Here is a 20276-nt window from a genome sequence, read left to right on the forward strand (position 1 = left end):
AACCCATCGCTCTCGCCTCGGAGAAGGTTGATGGGTTTCGCTGGCGCTCTACCCATCCTGCGGGGGCGTCGTCACGGTCCCCTGCAGCAGACTGATGCCCTCCGCGAGCGCGGTTTGCATCAGCAGTGTATCGACGCCGTAAGCGATCATGCGGAAGCCTTTGGCGCGGAAATCGCGGGCCCACTTCTCGTTGCCGGCGAGAAAGCCCGGTGTCTTGCCGTGCTTGCTGCAGGCATCGACCAGGCGGTCGACGGCCGCATGGAATCTTGGATTATCGAACTCGCCGGGGATGCCCAAGAAATTCGTCAGGTCGTAGTGGCCGAGCCAGACCACGTCGACGCCTTCGACCGTAGCGATCGCATCGACGTTCTCGATACCCCGAGCGGTCTCCACCAGCGCGATCACCATGGTGCGCGCGTTCGCTTGCGCGATCTTTTCGGTTTCGGCGCCGCCTGAATAGTCGTCGTGCGCCGCCACGTTGAACGCGGCGCCGCGTCGCCCGGCCGGCGGATATCGCGTGCAGTCGACGATGGCCCTTGCCTGTTCGGGGGTTTCGACCATCGGCACCATGATGCCCATCGCACCGATGTCGAGGGCGCGGGCGATGTGATGGTAGTCGCCGGAGGGAACGCGGACGAACGGCACGAGGTCGAGCCCGCGGCAGAAGGCGAACTGGGCCTTCATGGTCTCGAAGCCGACGCCGGAGTGTTCCATGTCGTAGAGGATGAATTCGGCGCCGGCCTCGCGGCAGATCGCGGGGTAGCCGGGCGTGAAGAACTCGAACGTCATCGTGCCGAACGCACAGCCGCCGGCGGCAAGGCGTTGTTTCAGCGGATTTGGCCGCAACGTATTTCCCCCGGGATTGCTCGAGTTGGCACGTCGAGCATGGCGCAGATCGGCGCGGCCGTCCACTCGCGGCCGGCGCACAGGGGACTGCGGGCGCAGGCGGCGTCTACGCCGCCTTCTGCGCCTTCACCTTGCTCGCATCGAGCGGCAGCGTGACGCGGACGACGGTGCCGGTCCCGAGCTTGGAGCGCAGCCGCATGGTGCCGCCGTGCAGCCCCGTCAGCGAGCGGGCGATGGCCAGCCCCAGGCCCGAGCCCTGGTAGCTCTTGGTCAGCTGGCTCTCGACCTGCTCGAACGGCTTGCCGAGCCGCCGCAGCGAGTCCGGCGCGATGCCGATGCCGGTGTCGGCAATCATCAGCACGATGGAGTCGTTCAGCATGCGGCCGCGCACTTCCACCTTGCCGTCGTCAGGGGTGAACTTCACGGCGTTCGACAGCAGGTTGACGATGATCTGCTTGACCGCGCGGCGGTCGGCGACGACGGAGATCGTCTTTTCGATGTCGGCATGCAGCGTCAGGTGCTTGTCCTCGGCGCGGCCGGACACCACGCGCAGCGATTCCGCCAGTGTCCGCGACAGGTCGAGCGGCTCCATGTCGAGCTTCATGCGGCCGGCCTCGATCTTCGACATGTCGAGGATGTCGTTGATGACTTCGAGCAGGTATTTTCCGGAAGTGAGGATGTCGTTGCAGTATTCTCCGTACTTGTCCGAGCCGAGCGTGCCGAACATGCCGCTGCCCATGATCTCGGAGAAGCCGATGATGGCGTTGAGCGGCGTGCGCAGCTCGTGGCTCATGTTGGCGAGGAATTTCGACTTGGCCTGGTTGGCGTCCTCGGCGCGGTTCTTCTCCTCGGCGTATTTCTGGGCGAGGTCGGCAAGCTCGACGGCCTGGCGCTCCAGCGCCGACTGCGAGCGCTGCAGGTCGGTGACGGTGGCGCGCAGGCGTAGGTCGTTGTCGACCAGCTTCTGCTCGTGCTCCTTGATGCGGGTGATGTCGGTGCCGACCGAGACGTAGCCGCCGTCCTTGGTGCGGCGCTCGCTGATGTGCAGCCAGCTGCCGCCTTCGAGCTGCGCCTCGAAGGTGCGGGCGCCGGGCGCCTGGTTGGCGGCGCCGTGCAGGCGGGTGCGCACTTCCGGCATGCTGCCGACCTCGATCACGGTCTCATACGACGTGCCGGGCGACACCGCGGAATCCGGCAGCTTGTGCAGGCGCTGGAAGTGCGAGTTGCAGAGCACCAGGCGATCCTCGGCATCCCACAGCACGAAGGCTTCCGGAATGGTCTCGATGGCGTCGCGCAGACGCAGGTCGGCCTCCACCGTCTTCTCGGCGAGGCTCTTCTGCTCGGTGATGTCGACGGCGATGCCGATCAGGTGCAGGCCGGAATCGGCCGCGGCGCTGGAGAGCTCGCAGCGCACCCTGAGCCAGATCCAGTGGCCGTCGGAGTGCTGCATGCGGAAGGACTGGTCGATGTGGTCGATGGTGCCGGAGATCAGCCGGTCGGCGATGGAGAACAGGTCGATGTCGTCGGAATTCACCAGCGCGTTGACTTCGCCGAAGGTGAGGAGGTCGCTGCGGCTGTCGAGCCCGAGCATGGTGAACATCGACTGCGACCAGAAGATGCGGCCGCGGGAGAGATCCCAGTCCCACAGGCCGCAGCGGCCGCGGTTGAGCGCGGTGTCGATGCGGCCGCGCACCGCGTCGTTGATGAGGTCGCCCTCGCGGGCGCGGGTCGATTGCCAGTGGAAGGCGAAGCCGAGGATCAGCACGACGAATCCGGTCGTGGCGGACAGCGTCACCGACAGCGCGGCATCGGAGCCCCAGACCGGCTCGTTCTTCTCCTGGATGACGATGACCTGGCCCGGCATCGACTTGATTACGCGCCCGGTTGCCATCGCGCCGCTGCCGCCCGGCAGGATCAGGTCGCTGATGGCGCCCTGGTGGCCGGTGGGGGCGACGAGCAACTGCGCGGTGGAGATGACGTCGAGGATGCGGTCGGGCTCGATGCCGGCCTCGACGGGCACGCGGGCGAGGATGCGCTGGTCGGCGCCGACCACCACCACGTGGCGGCCGGAGGCGCTGCCCCAGGAAGGAATGAGGCCGGGCAGGATGTTCTGCAGCCGCTCGATGGTCACGGCGCGGTCCTGGCGCACGGAGGTGAGACGATCGAGCCGGTCGGCGAGAATGTCGGCAAGGGCGGCGATGTCGCGCTTCATGGTGGCGCGTTTCTGCCGGGCCTGGTCCACGACCTGGACGAAGGCGCCGAGGCAGATGGTGACGAGGAAGGCGATGATCAGGGTGGGCACGGCCCGCCGCAGCGCGGGCTCCGCGGTGAGGAGCCTGGTGTAGGCCGGCTTCGCGATCGACTGCGCCAATCCCTTGATCGAATCGGATTGGACGCACGCGTTCGACGCATGCGCACGCGCCATGCCTTACATCCCCCGCGAATTTCTGTCTGCACGCCGTTCCGGAAGAACCCCACGTTGCTTCCGAATCACAGTGATTTGAATCCGTTTTTCGCGGACTGTCGAGAGTCAACGAATCCTTAACGCGAAATAAATCTTGTCCAACGCGATTTTGAAAGTCGTGCGCCGTCACAGTTCGAGTCCGAAACAGGAACGATGCCGTAATTCTACGCCTTCGTCCCGATTTGAATCAGGCGCGGGCCTGCGGGCGCTACTGCGCGTGCGGCGGCTCGGCGTGGCTGATGACGCGCTTGATGGTGGGGAAGGCGCGGCGCAGCGCGCGCTCGATCTCGTCGACGCCCTGATGCACCTTGATCACGCTCATCGAGGGGGCGGCGCGGCAATGGAAGTTGACGATCTCGCCGGCGTCGGTGTCGCGTACCCGCACATTATGGACGTCGTGGATGGCGCCGTTGGCGGCAATCTCCGCCAGCGCGGCCCGGATCGCGGCGACGCGCTCGGCGGGGGCGTCGGTGCCGTGCGGCAGCTCCGGCTCCAGCGGCTCGATATGGGTGTCGACCTCGGCGTCCTCGCCGAACTCGTCGCGGATGTGATGCTCGAGATGATGGGCGACGTCGTGGGCCTCGACCAGCGGCATGTCGCCGTCGACCTCGAGATCGATGCTGACGATCAGCTTCCCGCCGAGATCGTGCACGGTGACGTGGTGCACCGCGAGGCCGGCGTTGCGTGCGATCACCATGATGCGCTCGCGCACGCTCTCATTGTCGCGCGCCACGGGGACGGCCGTGAAGGTGAGGTCGGCATCGCCAAGGGCGTCGCGGACCGCCTGCTGCGCCTTGCGCTTGATCTCCTCGACACGGTCGATCGGATAGGTGCGCGGCACCTTGGCGATGGTTTCGATGAAATAGGTCGGGCCGACCATGCGCACCCTCGTGCGTTCGATGTCGACCACACCCGGAACCGTGCGGATCGCAGCTTCCGCCTTCTCGGTGACGCCTTCGGGGGCGCGGTCGAGCAGGGTTTCCACGGTGGCGCGCGTCATCTTCAGGCCCAGCAAGCCGATCATCACGGCCACCGCGATCGCTGCCGCCGCGTCGCCCCACCAGAAGCCGAGGCCTGCCAGGATCAGGCCGGCGATGACGGCGAAGGAGCCCAGCACGTCGGAGGCGAAATGCAGCGCGTCGGCCTCCAGCGCCTGGCTGCGCGTTTCGCGCGCGGCGCGGTGCAGGGCGCGGGCGCGCCAGAAGTTCACGGCGATATCGATGAACAGCACGATGAAGGGAACGGCCGAGATGGTCGGCGGCGGCGTGCCCTCGCGCAGTCGGCTCCAGGCCTCGACTAGAATGCCGCCGGCGAGGATATAGAGCAGCGCGGTGACGCCCAGCGCCGACAGGCTCTCGAACTTGCCGTGGCCGTAATGATGTTCGTCGTCGGCCGGCCGGTCCGACACCCGCACCACCGCCCAGGTGATGATGGTTGCGACCAGGTCGATCGAGGAGTGCAGCGCCTCCGAGATCAGCGCCAGCGAGCCGATGGCGATGCCCACCACGAGCTTGGCGAGCGCCATGCTGCCGCTGGCGAGGACCGAGATCGCCGCGACGGAAGTCTTCTTGCTGGTATCGTTGGTCAGCGCGGTCATGGGCGGCGGTTTAGCAGCCCCGAAGCCAACATCAAGCGCCGTTGTGGACGCAGTCGCAAGTTATCCGCCGGGGGGCGGATTTGTTGCGAATTGTTCCGAATCTAACGAGCGGCAGCTACATCGTCACCACGATCTTGCCGAGGTGCTTGTTGGCTTCCATGTGCTCGAACGCCTTGCCGATATCGGCGAACTTGAAAACCCTGTCGATCGGCAGTTGCAGCTTGCGGCTTTCCACCGCGCCCCAGATGTCCTTGCGGACCTCGTCGAAGATCTCGCGGATCTCCTCGATGCTGCGGGTGCGGAAGGTGACGCCGATATAGTTGATGCGGCGCGCGGCGTGGAGGTCGAAATTGAAGTCGCCATGGGTGCCGCCGAGGCGGCCGACATTGACGATGCGGCCCTTGATTTTCGTCGCCTTCAGGTTCTGGTTGGCGACGGGGCCGGAGACCTGATCGACGATGAGGTCGACGCCCTCGCCATTGGTCGCCTTCAGGACCTCGTCGACCCAGCCGGGATCGGAGGAATCGACGGCGAGATCGGCGCCGAATTCCTTCAACCGGCTGCGGCGCATCGCATCGGTGGAGGAGCCTACCACGAGCTTTGCGCCCTTCAGCTTGGCGATCTGCATCGCCATCAGGCCGACGCCGGAGCTTGCGCCCTGGATCAGCACGCTCTGGCCCGGCTGCAGCGCGCCGTTGGTGACGACGGCGTTGTGCATGGTGGCGAGCGCGACGGGGAGGGTGGCGGCCTCGTCGAAGTTCATGTTGGAGGGCGCGCGGAACAGGCGGCCGTGATCGGCCAGCGTGTATTCCGCGAATGCCGCAGCACCCGAGCCCATGATTCGGTCGCCGACCTTCACGCCCTTCGCCTCGGGACCGATCTCGGCGACTTCGCCGGACCATTCCATGCCGAGCACCGTGCCGGCGCCGCCGCGCGCGCCGTGCACATGACCCTTGGTCATGCCGAGATCGGCACGGTTCAATCCGCAAGCATGGACCTTGACCAGCACCTGAGCGCCCTTGGGCGTGGGCTTGGCAACATCTGTGATCTCGGGGCCGTTGGCCCCGTAGACGTAGGCTTTCATGGGATGCCTCTTCTTGTTGGCCGCCTCGAAAAACTATTCGGCAGCCTGGCGCTGCGCGCCGGAGATCATGCCTTCGAGCCGGCCGCGCACGATCGCCTCCGCCTCGCGCATGATGCGGGAGACGAGCTCGGCGCAGCTCGGAATGTCGTGGATCAGGCCCTGCACCTGGCCGGCCGACCAGATGCCTTCGTCGGCGTCGCCGGTAGCGTAGACCATCTTGCCGCGGGCGCCGGCGACGAGCTCGCGGATATCCTCGAACTTGGCGCCTTCCTTCTCCATCGCCACCACCTTGGTCGAGACCAGGTTCCTGGCGACGCGCGAGGTGTTGCGCATGGTGCGGAAGATCAGCTCGGTCTCGCGCTCGTCATTGGCGACGATGCGCTCCTTCACGAGCTGATGGATCGGGCTTTCCTTGGTGCACATGAAGCGCGTGCCCATGTTGATGCCTTCGGCGCCGAGCGCCAGGGCTGCAACGAGGCCGCGGGCATCGCCGAAGCCGCCGGAGGCGATCATCGGAATCTTGACCTTGTCGGCGGCGGCGGGGATCAGGATCAGGCCGGGGGTATCGTCCTCGCCGGGATGGCCGGCGCATTCGAAGCCGTCGATCGAAATGGCGTCGACGCCCATGCGCTCGGCCGACAGCGCGTGGCGGACGCTGGTGCATTTGTGCAAGACCTTGACGCCGTGCTTCCTGAACTCGTCGACATGCTCCTGCGGCTTGTTGCCGGCGGTCTCGACGATCTTGATGCCGGCGTCGATGATGGCCTGGCGGTATTCAGCATAGGGCGGCGGCTTGATCGCCGGCAGGATGGTCAGGTTGACGCCGAACGGCTTGTCGGTCATGTCGCGGCAGCGCGCGATTTCCTTGGTGAGATCCTCCGGCGTCGGCTGGGTCAGCGCCGTGATCATTCCGAGCGCGCCGGCATTGGCGACGGCTGCGACCAGTTCGGCCCGTCCGACCCATTGCATGCCGCCCTGCACGATCGGGTGCTCGACACCGAACATCTCGGTAAAGCGCGTCTTGAACATTGCCTGCCCTCTGGGTTGTCAGCGGCGCTTGCGCCGCAATTTTCCGCGCCGCGGATGGCAGCGCGTCATTTTGTGGAATTTGGAGAGGCAGCATGCCGTCAGGCCGGAAAAAAGTCCACTGGACAGGATTGGAGGCGTTGCAACGCACGCATGCAGGAGCAGGGCTTCATTTCCAGCGGCCGGATCTTCCGGGCCGTTCGCGGATCGTCGTCACTGGAACTCAATCTCATATTGAATATCAAGCAAGGAACACGCAATAATAGTCTTGGATTTCCAGCACGCGAGGAGGTTTTTCAATGGCCGATTCCGAGCGCTACATCATTCTCCCAAGACAGGGCGTGCGGGCCCGCCGTCCGGTCGAACTGGAGACGCTTCAGCAATTTCCTTCGACATCGAGCATGGGGCCTTCGAAGACATTCCGGCTGGACGCCCTGGGTGTCGACGTTTCGGTGGTGGATACCGTTGCCGAGAGCAGCGCGAAGCTCGTGGACATCAGCCCTGAGGCGGCGGCGCGCCTCAACGCGCCCGACTCTCCCGTGCGTGCGCTCAAGGAGGTGTTCTATCCCCTGCCGCAGCCTGCCGAGGGAACGGTCGATGCGGCCGCAACCGCCGTCGCAGCCGCCGCACCGACCACCGCAGCCTCGACCTTCAAGGTCGAAGTCAGCAATGCGCAGACCGGTGCTCCCATCGGGGGATGCAAGGTCTCGGCATTCTCGGATTTTCAAAATCGGATCGGCACGGTCGGATTCACCGACGCTGCTGGCACGGTCACGCTTTCCCTGCCGGCAGCGGTGGTGGAGCGCATCACCGCCAACCCGGAACCGGGCAATGGCTTCTGGAGCGGTTATCTCCGCAACGTGCCGGCGTCCGGCGTGCTGAAGATCAAGGTTCCGCCGTTTGCCATGCCCTACACCGATTGCGTTCGTCATTATTTCGGCGCGACCAATTTCGTGGCAGCGACCGGCGTGGTGGTCGGCGTGATCGACACGGGATGCGGGCCTCATGCCGACCTCAATATCATCGGCGGACGGAATACCGTGACGGGTGAACCGGCGGGCGCGATCAGCGACGGTCAATATCACGGCACGCACGTCGCAGGCCTCGTGGGGGCGCGCGGTACCGCTCCAAACGGCGTTCGGGGGTTGGCGCCCGGCGTCGGCATCAACGCCTATCGCGTGTTCGGCGCCAACGCCAGGGGAGCCAGCAACTACGCCATCCTCAAGGCGATGATCCACGCTGCAAACGACGAATGCGACATCATCAACCTCAGCCTCGGCGGCGGTCCGCACAACGAGATCGTCGAAGAAGCCATCGTCGACGCCCGCAACCAGGGAATGCTGGTGGTCATTGCAGCCGGCAACGGCTACCGGGCTGCGGTGAGTTTTCCCGCCGCCTATTCCGGGGCGACCGCGGTCTCGGCCATGGGGCGCGAGGGAACCGTGCCGCCTGGCTCGGCCGAGGAACTGCAGATCGTCAGGCCGCCTTATTCCACGGCCGATGCACTCGAATTCATCGCCGGCTTCTCCAATGTGGGCCCGCAAATTGCAGTTACAGGGCCGGGCGTCGGCGCGATCTCGACCCTGCCGAACAATCGAATCGGGCCGCTGAGCGGAACCTCGATGGCTGCCCCCGTCATCGCGGGAGCGGCGACGTGTCTGCTGTCACAAAATCCCGGCGTCCATGGTATGATACGGGATCGCACGAGATCGGCCGCCATCGAACGGCTTCTGCAGGCAAGCTGCGCGCAGCGCGGCTTCGGACTGGTCTTCGAGGGCTTGGGATTGCCACAATCACCCACAGTGTAGGTTCATGGAGCGATACACCCTCTATTACAGGGGCCAGGGTTCTCCGGCCGGGGATGCCGCAATGATCGCGGCAACGCCGGGCCTGCGCGTGATCGATCATGAGGTCGAACGCGCAATGCTCGTGGAAGCCGAGCCCGGCACCATCGAAAGGGTGCGGGCGCGATTTCCGCAATGGATGGTCTCGCGCGAAGCCTACTATCCCCGGCCGGAGCCACAATAGCGGTCGCACCGGACTCGCCGCCGGCGACGGAGCGGAGCGTCGCGGTCATGCGAAGGCAGCGACCCTCGTTTCCGGGGGGCGGACATTCCGGTCATAGAGCCCGGCGATCGCCGCACGCTGGGCGACCAGCGCGAGCACGGCGTCGAGCGCCGGCGTCGGGATGTTGGTCAGGCGTCCCATTTCCTGGACCACGGTGACCAGCGGATCGATCTCCATCGGGCGGCTGCGTTCGAGATCCTGCAGCATCGAGGTCTTGTGCGCGCCGACCTTGCGCGCGCCCTCGATGCGGCGCTCGACATCGACGCGGAACTTGACGCCAAAGCTCTCCGCGATGGCCTGGCTTTCCAGCATGATCGCCTTTGACAGCGCGCGCGTGCCGGGATCGCTGCAGATCAGGTCCAGCGTCCCGTGGGTCAGCGCGCTGATCGGATTGAAGCAGACATTGCCCCACAGCTTGAGCCAGATCTCGTCGCGGATGCGGTCGAGCACCGGTGCCTGCATGCCGGCGCGCGTGAAGACTTCGGAGAGAAGCTGCACGTCCGATGTCGTCTCGCCGGAGGGCTTGCCGAGCGGGAAACGGTCGCCATAGACGTGGCGGATCACACCCGGCGCCTCGATCTCGGTCGCGGGATAGACGATGCAGCCGATGGCGCGCTCGGGGCCGAGCTCGCGCCACTGCCGTCCGCCGGGGTCGATGCTCTCCAGCGTCGAGCCTTCCAGCGCGCCGCCGTGCTTGTAGAAGTACCAATAGGGGATGCCGTTCACGGCGGTGACCACGCGCGTGTTCGGTCCAAGCAGGGGCTGCATCTGCTCGAGCACGCCGGTGATGGAATGCGCCTTCAGGCAGATGACGACATAATCCTGCACGCCGAGCTCGGCGGGCCTGTCGGTGCAGCGGGGATGCACGACGTGCTCCTCCTCGCCGATCAGGAGCTTCAGCCCGTTTTGCTTCATTGCCGCCAGATGTGCGCCGCGCGCCACCAAGCTGACGTCGACGCCGACGCGCGCGAGCTGCACACCGAGATAGCCGCCGATCGCGCCGGCGCCGTAAATGCAGATCTTCATATGAGCCCTCGAACAGGATGATTGAAATTTGCAGCGGGTCAGGCGCGCCGGCGCCGAACGAGGGAATTCAGGCCGGCGTGCTGATGCGGAGGTTCGGATCGAACGTCAGGCCGCCGGCACGCACTGCCTCTGCGACGCCGCCTCGTCGAACGCGGTGGCAATGTCGCGGATGCTGACCACACCAATCAGGCTGTAATTGTCGATCACGGGCAGGTGGCGGATGTGATGCCTGTTCATCAGGTGACGCGCATGTTCGAGCGTATCGACCGGGGAGCAGGAGACGAGCTGCTGCACCGAGATCAGCTGCGACACCTTCATGCTGGCGCCGGCGGCGCCGTGTTCGGCGATGGCGCGGACCACGTCGCGCTCGGTGAACATGCCGACCGGTGTGTTGCCTTCGGTACGCACGACGTCCTTGACCACGAGCGCGCTGATATTGCCCGAGCGCATCAGTTGCGCAGCGATGGCGACGGTTTCGTTCATCCGGACCGTTGCAACACGGGCGGCCTTCTTGCGCAGGATATCTCCGACTTGCATTGCAACCTCCATGGCTGGGATAGTCCGCTCATGGTGGTATACAAAATACCAATTGTCAAGGAGGCGATGCGTTGAATTTGGGCAGGAGATGACATTTTAAGTGTCAGGAATATTGACTATTTTTGCCGGGAGGGCTGCGATCCCGGGTGCTCGACTGGAGTGCTTTCCCGCAATTCATGTACCTGCAGGTATGCCAGAGTGCCCAAGAAAAACGCGCCCACCCGAGGGTGGACGCGTCGTGGAGAGAGCGCAGCGAACCGGTCAGGCTTCGCGTGTCTGTGCCGCGATGACCGACTTGCGCCAGGGTTTCAGCACCGCGATCGCCAGCAGCGAGGCCAGGATATTGGCGCCGGCCGCGACCCAGAACACCATGTCCCAGTTGCCTGACGTTTGCTGCATGTAGTTGCCGATCGGCACCAGCAACGCGGCGGTGCCCTTGGCCGTGTAGAGCAGGCCGGCATTCGTCGTGGCAAACTTCGAGCCGAACGTGTCCGTGCAGGTCGAGGGGAACAGCGAGTAGATCTCGCCCCAGGCGAAGAACACGAAACCGGAGAGCAGCACGAACCACACCGGATCGTGGCCGAGCATGTAGAGCCCCCAGATGCCGATGCCTTCCATGCCGAAGGCGATGAACATGGTGTTCTCGCGGCCGATCATGTCCGAGACCCAGCCGAAGAACGGACGGGTGAGGCCATTGAGGATGCGGTCGATGGTGGCCGCGAAGGTCACCGCGGTCATGGTCATGCCGACCAGCGTCACCGGCACGACGTCGACCTTCCAGTCCACGCCGATCGGCTTGAGGTTGGCGGTGACGAGCAGGCCGCCGGCGCCGACGATCACGAACATGAAGTACATCAGCCAGAAGATCGGCTGACGGATCACTTCGGTCGGCGCGTAGTTGCGGCGGCCCTGGATGACGTTGGCGTTGGCGACCGCGGCAGGCACCTGGCCCGGCTTGGGCGAGAACAGGAAGAAGGCGAGCAGCACGATGATGATGCCCTGGCCGAGACCGAAATAGAGGAAGGTGGTCTGGAAGCCGGAGTCCTTGATCATCGCCTGGATCGGGGCGACCGTCAGCGCCGAGCCCGCGCCGAAGCCGGCTGCGGTGATGCCGGCAGCAAGGCCGCGCTTGTCGGGGAACCATTTCAGCGCGTTGCCGACGCAGGTGCCGTAGACGCCGCCGGCACCGATGCCGGCGATGATCATGCCGAGATAGAAGCCCGAGAGCGAGGTGGCGTAGGCGTTGACCGCCCAGCCGATGGCGCAGAGCACGCCGCCGATCAGCACGACGATGCGCGGGCCGTATTTGTCGACGAACCAGCCCTCGACCGGCACCAGCCAGGTCTCGAACAGGACGAAAAGGGTGAATGCCCACTGGATCGAGGCGCGATCCCATCCGAAGGTCTTCTGGATGTCGGGGACGAAGAACGTCCAGCCGTATTGGTAGTTCGCGATCATCACCATCGCGGCGACGCCGATGGTCAGCTGTGTCCAGCGATAGGCATCGCTGACGCGGGCCGAAGATGCGGGGGCCGCTACGTGAACCGTGTCCGTCATTTTCCCTCCAATGTCCGCTGTTCTATCCAGACGTGACAGCTGGTCGCGGACATTGGTATATATTATGCCAGTAGACAAGAGAAATCTTTTACGGCCAGCCAAAATATTCCCGGGCCGTGTGGAAAACTGATGCGAAACAAAATCTTAGGGCAGCGCCGCGGCGGCGGCACTGCCTCAAGATCGAAGCGAGGTGGTATTACGGATTAGGCCAATCGGGTGCGCAGGCGCGTATAGCCTTCCTGGATTGCCGTCCAGAACAGCGCGATCAGGCCAAGGATCATGATGGAGCTCACCAGCGCGTTGGAGAAGAACACGCCGAGCGAGCCCTGGGATCCCAGCAGGGACTGCCGGAAGGCCTCCTCCGCCTTGTCGCCGAGCACGATGGCGAGCACCAGCGGCGCAAGCGGGTAGTTGCACTTCTTCAGGAGATAGCCGAGCACGCCGAACACCAGCATCAGCACCACGTCGAAGGTGGAGCTGTGCACCGAATAGGCGCCGATCGCGCACAGCACGAGGATGAGCGGCGCGATGATGCTGAACGGCACGCGCAGGATTGCCGCGAAGATCGGCACGCAGGTGAGCACGACGATGAGGCCGACGAGATTGCCGAGATACATCGAGGCGATCAGGCCCCAGACGAATTCCTTCTGCTCGACGAACAGCATCGGTCCGGGCTGCAGGCCCCAGATCAGGAGGCCGCCGAGCAGCACGGCTGCGGTGGGCGAGCCGGGCACGCCCAGCGAAAGCATCGGCAGCAGCGCTGCCGTGCCGGCGGCATGCGCCGCCGTTTCGGGCGCGACCACGCCCTCGATCTCGCCCTTGCCGAAATTGTTGCCGCGCTTGGCGACGCGCTTGGCGATGCCGTAGCTCATGAACGATGCCGGCGTGGCGCCGGCAGGCGTGATGCCCATCCAGCAGCCGATCAGGCAGGAGCGCAGCGACGTCATCCAGTAGGCCGGAAGCTCCTTCCAGGTCTGCAGCACGACACGCAGGTTGATCTTGGCGTTGCCGCCGCGGAACGCGAGGCCTTCCTCCATCGTCAGCAGAATCTCGCCGATGCCGAACAGGCCGATCACCGCGATGAGGAAATCGAACCCGTTGAGCAGTTCGGTGACGCCGAAGGTGAGGCGCAGCTGTCCCGTGATGGAATCGAGCCCGACCGCGGCAAGCGCAAAGCCGATCATCATGGCGGCAATGGTCTTGAACGGCGGCTCCTTGCTGAGGCCCACGAAACTGCAGAAGGCGAGGAAGTAGACGGCGAATTTTTCCGCCGGCCCGAACTGCAGCGCAAAGCTCGCGACCAGCGGCGCGACCAGCGTGATCATGATGACGGCGAACAGCGCGCCGACGAAGGAGGAGGTGAAGGCGGCGGTGAGCGCTTCGCCGGCCTTGCCCTGCTGCGCCATCGGATAGCCGTCGAAGGTGGTCGCCACCGACCATGGCTCGCCGGGTATGTTGAACAGAATGGAAGTGATAGCGCCGCCGAACAGCGCGCCCCAGTAGATGCAGGACAGCATGATGATCGCCGATGTCGGCGACATGCTGAAGGTGAGGGGCAGCAGGATGGCGACGCCGTTGGCGCCGCCGAGGCCCGGCAGCACGCCGATGACGACGCCGAGCACGATGCCCAGGATCATCACCATGATGTTGAAGGGCTGCAGGGCTACCGCAAAGCCGTGAAAGAGATTGGCGAGTTCTTCCATGTCAGATCCTGCAGCCCCGAGCTGTCGGTTGCGATGTCGTTGTCAGAGACCGAGCCATTCCTCGACCGGGCCCTTGGGCAGCGGCACGAGAAACCAGCGCTCGAAGATGAAATAGGTGACGACGGGCATACCGATCGCGATCGCCGCAACCGTCAGCCAGTTGTACTTGCCGAGCCAGCGCATGAACCAGGCGATGAAGATCATCGAGGCGAGATAAAGCCCGGTGAACGGCATCGCGCCGACATAGATCGCGGTCGGCACCACGACGCTCATCACCTGGCGCAGTTGGCCCCATTCGGCGAACAGGCCCCTGTCGTGTTCGCGCAGCGCGTTCCGGAGATTGATGGCGCTGGCGAGGACGATGGTGATCCCGACATAGAAGGGGAAGAAGCCGGCGCGAGGGCCTTCCGCGCCCCAGTTGATGCCGGCCTTCACGCTGCCGATGATGACGATCACGCCGAACAGCGCTATCGCCAGCGTGACGCCGGCCTCCACCGTCTTGTGCATCGGGCCGGCGCCCGGGCCGTTCGTGGTCATGCGATCCCCCTCTGCGATCACGGTGTCCCGTGATCGCCCCTCGCTAGCTGTTCATCTTTACGCGACTGATACGTCAGTTGGAGGGCGCGAGGAAGCCGGCTTCCTTCATCAGCACCTGGTGCCGCTTCTCCTCGGTTTCGACCCATTTGGCATAGTCGTCCCCGGTCATGAAGGTGGTGTTGAACGCGCCGCTCTTCATGAACTCCTGCCAGTCGGGTGTGGCGCGCACCTTGTTGAAGAGGTCGATGTAATAGGCGACCTGGTCCTTGGTGGCCTTCGGCGCCATGAAGATGCCGCGCAGCATCAGGTATTCCATGTCGAGGCCCTGCGACTTGCAGGTCGGAATGTCCTTCCACGCCTTGCCGTCGGCGATCGGCTCGTCATAGGCCATCGGCTTGCCGTCGAACACGCAAAGCGGGCGAAGCTTGCCGCCGCGCCATTGCGCGATCGCCTCGATCGGATTGTTGACGGTGGAGTCGACGTGGTTGCCGACCAGCTGGACCGCCACTTCACCGCCGCCCTTGTAGGGAATGTAGGTGAACTTGGCGCCGCTGGCCTTTTCGATGCCCACGGTGATGATCTGGTCTTCCTGCTTCGATCCGGTGCCGCCCATCTTCATGGAGCCGGGGGAGGCCTGCTTCAGCGCGTCGACGTAGTCCTTGACGTTCTTGTACGGCTTTTCGGCGTTGACCCAGAGCACGAATTCGTCGAGGGCGAGCATCGCGACCGGCGTGAGATCCTTCCAGTTGAAGGGGATGCCCGTCGCCAGCGGCGTGGTGAACAGGTTCGACAGCGTGATGATGATCTTGTGCGGATTGTTCTGCGACGCCTTGACGTCGAGGAAGCCTTCGCCGCCGGCGCCGCCGGACTTGTTGATCACCACCAGCGGCTGCTTCATCAGGTTGTGCTTGGTGACGATGCCCTGGATGGTGCGGGCCATCTGATCGGCGCCGCCGCCGGTGCCCGCGGGCACGATGAACTCAACCGGCCGAACCGGTTCCCAGGCTGCCGAGGCTGCGATGCTGCTCGCGCCCAATGCGGCCGCAGCCGAGAACGCGATGGATAAGATCGAACGATACATGGTGCTCTCTCCCGTCTGATTTTGCTTCGCCGGTCTTTGCCGGCTTTACCAACCACTGAACCTAACTTTCGCGCGAATTGCAGCCTCTCGTCTCCCGGAGATTGCCATCCGACATCGCGACGGAGCCGCGAAGGGGAATTGTAGGGAAGCCGGGCGAGCGCGGCATCCGCGTCTTTGGGATAATCGGGGAACCGGCGCAATATGGAACTCGCCCGTCGGCTGGGCCATCCATCGCGCACCCGGTGCTGCTGGTGAACTGCACCTTCCATCCCCCGCCACGTTCCGGACCATCCCGGCGCATTTCTAGGACGAGTTTGGTATGCGAAATGCCAGCAAGCAATCCATAGATCGCGCCATTCTGTCGCTACGGCTAATTTGTCGCAGCCCCCCTTGGGTGGGAATTGCGGGCGCAAAAAAAGAGGCCCCGGAAAACCGGGGCCGTCAAGTCTTGGGAGGAAACTCTGGCGCCCGCGACACGGAATGCGCCGGCACCGGAAAGCTGGGATAAATGCCTAGAGACCGAAGCGGGGAAGGTCGCCGTTGCGCAGCGAAATGCGGGCGGAGCCCATCAGCGCGCGATCGATCGCGGCAAGCAGACGGGCGAAGAGCGGGGTGTTGGGCGCGAACCCGATAGCGGCAGTCTTGGCCATGATAGTTCCCTTTCCTGGAGTACGGCCCGGAGGCCGTCTCTTTGAACAGGAACAATTTATGTATACCAAATACCAGAGGCAACAGACTTGTTTGCATAGCAGCATTTTGTCTTTTGCAATGCAATATCGAGGGCAGCGGTATTGTCCTATCTGGGTTCCCGACCAGTCCGTTAGGCGCGCCGGAACGAAAAAGGCCGCCGGTTTGGCGGCCTTTCGTACGGTGCATGGGGTTGTTTTCGCGGTTTACTCGGCGGCCTGCTTGCGCGGCGGGTCGAGCGCGCCGGAATCGTGGATTTCGGCGACCTGGTGATCGCTGAAGCCGAGCACCTGGCGCAGTATCTCGTCGGTGTGCTCGCCGAGCAGCGGGGAGCGGGTGACATCGCTCGGTGAGTCCGACAGCTTGATCGGATTGCCGACCGAGATGTACTTGCCGCGGGTGGGGTGGTCGACCTCGACCACGGTGCCGGTGGCGCGCAGCGACTCGTCCTCGATGATCTCCTTCATCGAAAGGATCGGGCCGCAGGGGATGTCGTCCTTGTTGAGGATTTCCATCGCCTCGAACTTGGTCTTGGTCATCGTCCACTGCTCGATGCGGCCGAAGATTTCGTTCAGCCGCGACAGCCGCGCAGGCGGCTTGGCGTAGTCGGGATGGGTCTTCCAGCCGGGCTCGCCGATCACGTCGCAGATCTTCTCCCACACCGGCGCCTGGGTGATGAAATAGAGGTAAGCGTTGGGATCGGTCTCCCAGCCCTTGCACTTGAGGATGCGGCCGGGCTGGCCGCCGCCGGAATCATTGCCTGCGCGCGGCACGGCATCGCCGAACGGGATGCCTTCGCCGAACTGGCTGTATTCCTTCAGCGGGCCGTGGGCGAGGCGCTGCTGGTCGCGCAGCTTGACACGGGCGAGATTGAGCACGCCGTCCTGCATCGCGGCGGTGACCTTCTGTCCCCTGCCGGTCATGGTGCGCTGGTACAGCGCGGTGACGATACCGAGCGCCAGATGCAAGCCGGTGCCGCTGTCGCCGATCTGCGCGCCGGTGACGAGCGGCAGGCCGTCGCGGAAGCCGGTGGTGGAGGCGGCGCCGCCGGTGCACTGGGCGACGTTCTCGTAGACCTTGCAGTCCTCGTACGGGCCCGGACCGAAGCCCTTGATCGAGGCCACGATCATCTTCGGGTTGATGCTCTGGATCTTCTCCCAGGGAAAGCCCATGCGATCGAGCACGCCGGGGCCGAAATTCTCGACCAGCACGTCGCAGCTCTTGATCAGGGCGGTCAGCACTTCCTTGCCCTTGGGGTTCTTGGTGTCGAGGGTGATGGAGCGCTTGTTGTGGTTCAGCATGGTGAAATACAGGCTGTCCACGTTGGGGATGTCCTGCAGCTGGCCGCGCGTGATGTCGCCGACGCCGGGGCGCTCGACCTTGATCACGTCGGCGCCGAACCAGGCGAGCAGCTGTGTGCAGGTCGGACCCGACTGGACGTGGGTGAAATCGAGAATACGAACGCCCGTAAGCGCCTTGGTCATAATCTTTGCTCCGTAACTCTGTCTGCCCCTGCAGCCGCAGGGAATACCGGGGTTGAGGGGGACTTACTTCTTCTTCAGAACGCTTTGCGGATTGAGGTTGCCGATGCGGCCGCTTTCCGAGCCTGCCGCCGGATCGATCACCGCGTTGATCAGCGTCGGCTTGCCGGAATCCATCGCCGCATTGACGGCGCGCTTCAATTCGTCCGGGGAAGTGGCGTTGACGCCGACGCCGCCGAAGGCTTCCATCATCTTGTCGTAGCGCGCGCCCTTGACGAACACGGTCGTCGCGGGATCGGAATTGGCGTTGTTGACGTCGGTGCCGCGGTAGATGCCGTCATTGTTGAAGATGACGACGCAGACCGGGAGGTTGTAGCGGCAGATGGTCTCGATCTCCATGCCGGAGAAGCCGAAGGCGCTGTCGCCCTCGACCGCGAGCACCGGGTGGCCGGTCTCGAGCGCAGCTGCAATCGCCTGGCCCATGCCGATGCCCATCACGCCCCAGGTGCCGACGTCCAGCCGCTTGCGCGGCTTGTACATGTCGATGACGCCGCGGGCGAGGTCGAGCGTGTTGGCGCCTTCGTTGACGAGGATGGCGTCGGGGCGCTCCTTGATGACGTTCTTCAGCACGCCGAGCGCGCCATGATAATCCATCGGCGACTTGTTGTTCATCAGCTTCGGCGCCATCTTGGCGACGTTCTCCTCGCGCTTCGACTGCACCGCCCTGGTCCAGTCGGCGGGCGGGGCGGTCCAGCCGCTTCCCATCGCCTGCACGAATGCGGAGACGCAGGAGCCGATATCGCCCACGACAGGCGCGACGATCTCGACGTTTGAGTCCATTTCCTTCGGCTCGATGTCGACCTGGATGAACTTCTTCGGCGCTTCGCCCCAGGTCTTGCCCTTGCCGTGCGACAGCAGCCAGTTGAGCCGCGCGCCGATCAGCATCACGACGTCGGAGTCCTTCAGCACCGTGGAGCGGGCAGCGCCGGCGCATTGCGGATGGGTGTCGGGCAGCAGACCCTTGGCCATGCTCATGGGCAGGAAGGGCACGCCGCTCTTCTCGACGAAGTTCTTGATTTCCTCGTCGGCCTGCGCATAGGCCGCGCCTTTGCCGAGGATGATGAGCGGGCGTTTTGCGCTCTTGAGCACGTCGAGCGCGCGCTTGACGGAGGCGGGGGACGGGATCTGCGCAGGAGCAGCGTCAATCACCTTTACCAGCGAGTTCCGTCCGGCGTCGGCATTCATCACCTGTCCGAACAGCTTTGCCGGCAGGTCGAGATAGACGCCGCCCGGACGGCCCGAGACCGCGGCGCGGATCGCGCGCGCCAGCCCGATGCCGATGTCCTGGGCGTGCAGCACGCGATAGGCGGCCTTGCACAGGGGCTTGGCGATCGCGAGTTGGTCCATCTCTTCATAGTCGCCCTGCTGCAGATCGACGATCTCCCGCTCCGACGAGCCCGAGACCAGGATCATCGGGTAACAGTTGGTGGTGGCGTGGGCGAGCGCGGTGAGGCCGTTGAGAAAACCCGGTGCCGAAACGGTAAGGCACACGCCCGGCTTCTTGGTGAGGAAGCCGGCGATGCCCGCGGCATAGCCGGCGTTCTGCTCGTGACGGAAGGAAATCACGCGAATGCCGGCAGCCTGCGCCATGCGGCCCAAATCCGTGATCGGGATACCCGGCACATTATAGATGGTGTTGATGCCGTTGAGCTTGAGCGCGTCGATGACGAGATGGAAGCCGTCGGTCAGCTCTTGCTCGGTGCCCGGTGCCTCGGACTTGACTGCGGTATTCAGCATGGGCGTCGTCTCCCTGATCGTTGGTTCGGACGAGTGGCTCGTCTCTTCGGTGAATGGTTACGTAAAGAGTTCCTGGCCGTGCGTCTCGACATAGGCAGCAAGACCCAGCGTGTGGTCGCGCGCGCGCTTTTCGGCGAGTTCTGTGTCGCGCGCTTCCAGCGCTTCGATGATCGCGAGGTGCTCGGGCAGGGAGGTCGCGGTACGATCCCTGCGCCCGATGGTGAGCTGGCGATAGCCGCGCACGTGCAGGAGAATGTCGTTGGTCATGTCGATCAGCGTCGGCGATTCCGACAGCGAGATCAGCGCCTGGTGGAAGGCTATGTTGGCGCGCGAATATTCCTCGACGTGATCCTGAGGCAGCCGGTCCTTCAGATTGAAATCCTTGAAGAAGTCACGCAGCGCCGTGATGTCGCGCTTGCGGGCGGTGGTGGTGATCAGCCGCGCCGCCATGCTCTCCAGCGCCGCCCAGGCGCGGATCATGTCGACGATTTCGGTCTTGGTGCGGCGGACCACGATGATGCCACGGCGCGGCACGGTCTTCACGAAGCCGTCCTGCTCGAGCATCGCGATCGCTTCGCGAATCGGCGTGCGGCTGACGCCGAGTCGCTCCGACAGCGCGCGCTCGTCCAGCATGACCGGTTCCGGCGTGGAATAGATGTCCATCTTGAGAATGGCTTCCTTCAACGCCTCATAGGCCTTGTTCTTGAAACTGGTCTCTGGCGCAATCCGAACGATCGCTATGTCTGCATCAGCCATGGTTGGCGGCGCCTTGGTTGCTTTGTTCTG

General features: G+C 64.5%; 17 protein-coding genes. 2 read left to right on the top strand and 15 right to left on the bottom strand.

Translation table 11 applies throughout. The features are described 5' to 3' along the window. Positions 1-48: 48 nt before the first annotated feature. The 5 genes from HZB49_RS05790 to HZB49_RS05810 form a co-directional block, all read right to left on the bottom strand. On the bottom strand, positions 49-846 hold the full coding sequence (locus tag HZB49_RS05790) for an aldolase/citrate lyase family protein (RefSeq protein WP_291609552.1): 798 nt from the start codon (positions 844-846) through the stop codon (positions 49-51). A 106-nt stretch (positions 847-952) separates the two neighbouring features. Then, positions 953-3271, bottom strand: coding sequence for an ATP-binding protein (locus HZB49_RS05795; protein ID WP_291609553.1), 2319 nt, complete (start codon positions 3269-3271; stop codon positions 953-955). Between the two features lie 247 nt (positions 3272-3518). Beyond that, positions 3519-4907 (bottom strand): cation diffusion facilitator family transporter, encoded by a 1389-nt coding sequence (locus tag HZB49_RS05800; RefSeq protein ID WP_291609554.1) that lies wholly within the window; start codon positions 4905-4907, stop codon positions 3519-3521. A 115-nt stretch (positions 4908-5022) separates the two neighbouring features. After that, positions 5023-5991, bottom strand: coding sequence for a zinc-binding dehydrogenase (locus HZB49_RS05805; RefSeq protein ID WP_291609555.1), 969 nt, complete (start codon positions 5989-5991; stop codon positions 5023-5025). Positions 5992-6024: 33 nt separating this feature from the next. After that, on the bottom strand, positions 6025-7020 hold the full coding sequence (locus HZB49_RS05810) for a nitronate monooxygenase family protein (RefSeq protein ID WP_291609556.1): 996 nt from the start codon (positions 7018-7020) through the stop codon (positions 6025-6027). 296 nt (positions 7021-7316) lie between these two features. On the opposite strand from HZB49_RS05810, the gene HZB49_RS05815 reads away from it, so the two are divergent. Both HZB49_RS05815 and HZB49_RS05820 read left to right on the top strand, forming a co-directional pair. Beyond that, positions 7317-8825: a S8 family serine peptidase gene (locus tag HZB49_RS05815; RefSeq protein ID WP_291609557.1), complete on the top strand. Its 1509-nt coding sequence runs from the start codon at positions 7317-7319 to the stop codon at positions 8823-8825. A gap of 61 nt (positions 8826-8886) precedes the next feature. Then, complete coding sequence (locus HZB49_RS05820) at positions 8887-9045, top strand: hypothetical protein (RefSeq protein WP_291609558.1); 159 nt, start codon at positions 8887-8889, stop codon at positions 9043-9045. A 45-nt stretch (positions 9046-9090) separates the two neighbouring features. On the opposite strand, the gene HZB49_RS05825 is transcribed toward HZB49_RS05820, so the two are convergent. The 10 genes from HZB49_RS05825 to HZB49_RS05870 form a co-directional block, all read right to left on the bottom strand. Beyond that, positions 9091-10110 (bottom strand): 2-dehydropantoate 2-reductase, encoded by a 1020-nt coding sequence (locus HZB49_RS05825; protein ID WP_291609559.1) that lies wholly within the window; start codon positions 10108-10110, stop codon positions 9091-9093. 105 nt (positions 10111-10215) lie between these two features. After that, a complete protein-coding gene (locus HZB49_RS05830) occupies positions 10216-10647 on the bottom strand; it encodes a CBS domain-containing protein (protein ID WP_291609560.1) in 432 nt (143 codons plus the stop codon). Positions 10648-10908: 261 nt separating this feature from the next. Beyond that, complete coding sequence (gene oxlT, locus HZB49_RS05835) at positions 10909-12204, bottom strand: oxalate/formate MFS antiporter (protein ID WP_291609561.1); 1296 nt, start codon at positions 12202-12204, stop codon at positions 10909-10911. Between the two features lie 203 nt (positions 12205-12407). Continuing rightward, positions 12408-13907 (bottom strand): tripartite tricarboxylate transporter permease, encoded by a 1500-nt coding sequence (locus tag HZB49_RS05840; RefSeq protein WP_291609562.1) that lies wholly within the window; start codon positions 13905-13907, stop codon positions 12408-12410. A gap of 42 nt (positions 13908-13949) precedes the next feature. Continuing rightward, positions 13950-14444 carry a tripartite tricarboxylate transporter TctB family protein gene (locus HZB49_RS05845; RefSeq protein ID WP_291609563.1) on the bottom strand — a complete coding sequence of 165 codons (495 nt, stop codon included), beginning with the start codon at positions 14442-14444 and terminating at the stop codon, positions 13950-13952. A gap of 73 nt (positions 14445-14517) precedes the next feature. Beyond that, complete coding sequence (locus HZB49_RS05850; RefSeq protein WP_291609564.1) at positions 14518-15525, bottom strand: tripartite tricarboxylate transporter substrate-binding protein; 1008 nt, start codon at positions 15523-15525, stop codon at positions 14518-14520. Between the two features lie 512 nt (positions 15526-16037). Beyond that, positions 16038-16175 (bottom strand): hypothetical protein, encoded by a 138-nt coding sequence (locus tag HZB49_RS05855; RefSeq protein ID WP_291609565.1) that lies wholly within the window; start codon positions 16173-16175, stop codon positions 16038-16040. Between the two features lie 243 nt (positions 16176-16418). Further along, positions 16419-17696, bottom strand: a complete 1278-nt coding sequence (frc, locus tag HZB49_RS05860; protein ID WP_291609566.1) for a formyl-CoA transferase — start codon at positions 17694-17696, stop codon at positions 16419-16421. A 63-nt stretch (positions 17697-17759) separates the two neighbouring features. Further along, on the bottom strand, positions 17760-19490 hold the full coding sequence (gene oxc, locus HZB49_RS05865) for an oxalyl-CoA decarboxylase (RefSeq protein ID WP_291609567.1): 1731 nt from the start codon (positions 19488-19490) through the stop codon (positions 17760-17762). Positions 19491-19547: 57 nt separating this feature from the next. After that, positions 19548-20246, bottom strand: a complete 699-nt coding sequence (locus HZB49_RS05870; protein WP_291611103.1) for a GntR family transcriptional regulator — start codon at positions 20244-20246, stop codon at positions 19548-19550. Positions 20247-20276: the final 30 nt, after the last annotated feature.

Source organism: Bradyrhizobium sp. (genome assembly GCF_016219575.1).
Lineage (GTDB): Bacteria > Pseudomonadota > Alphaproteobacteria > Rhizobiales > Xanthobacteraceae > Bradyrhizobium.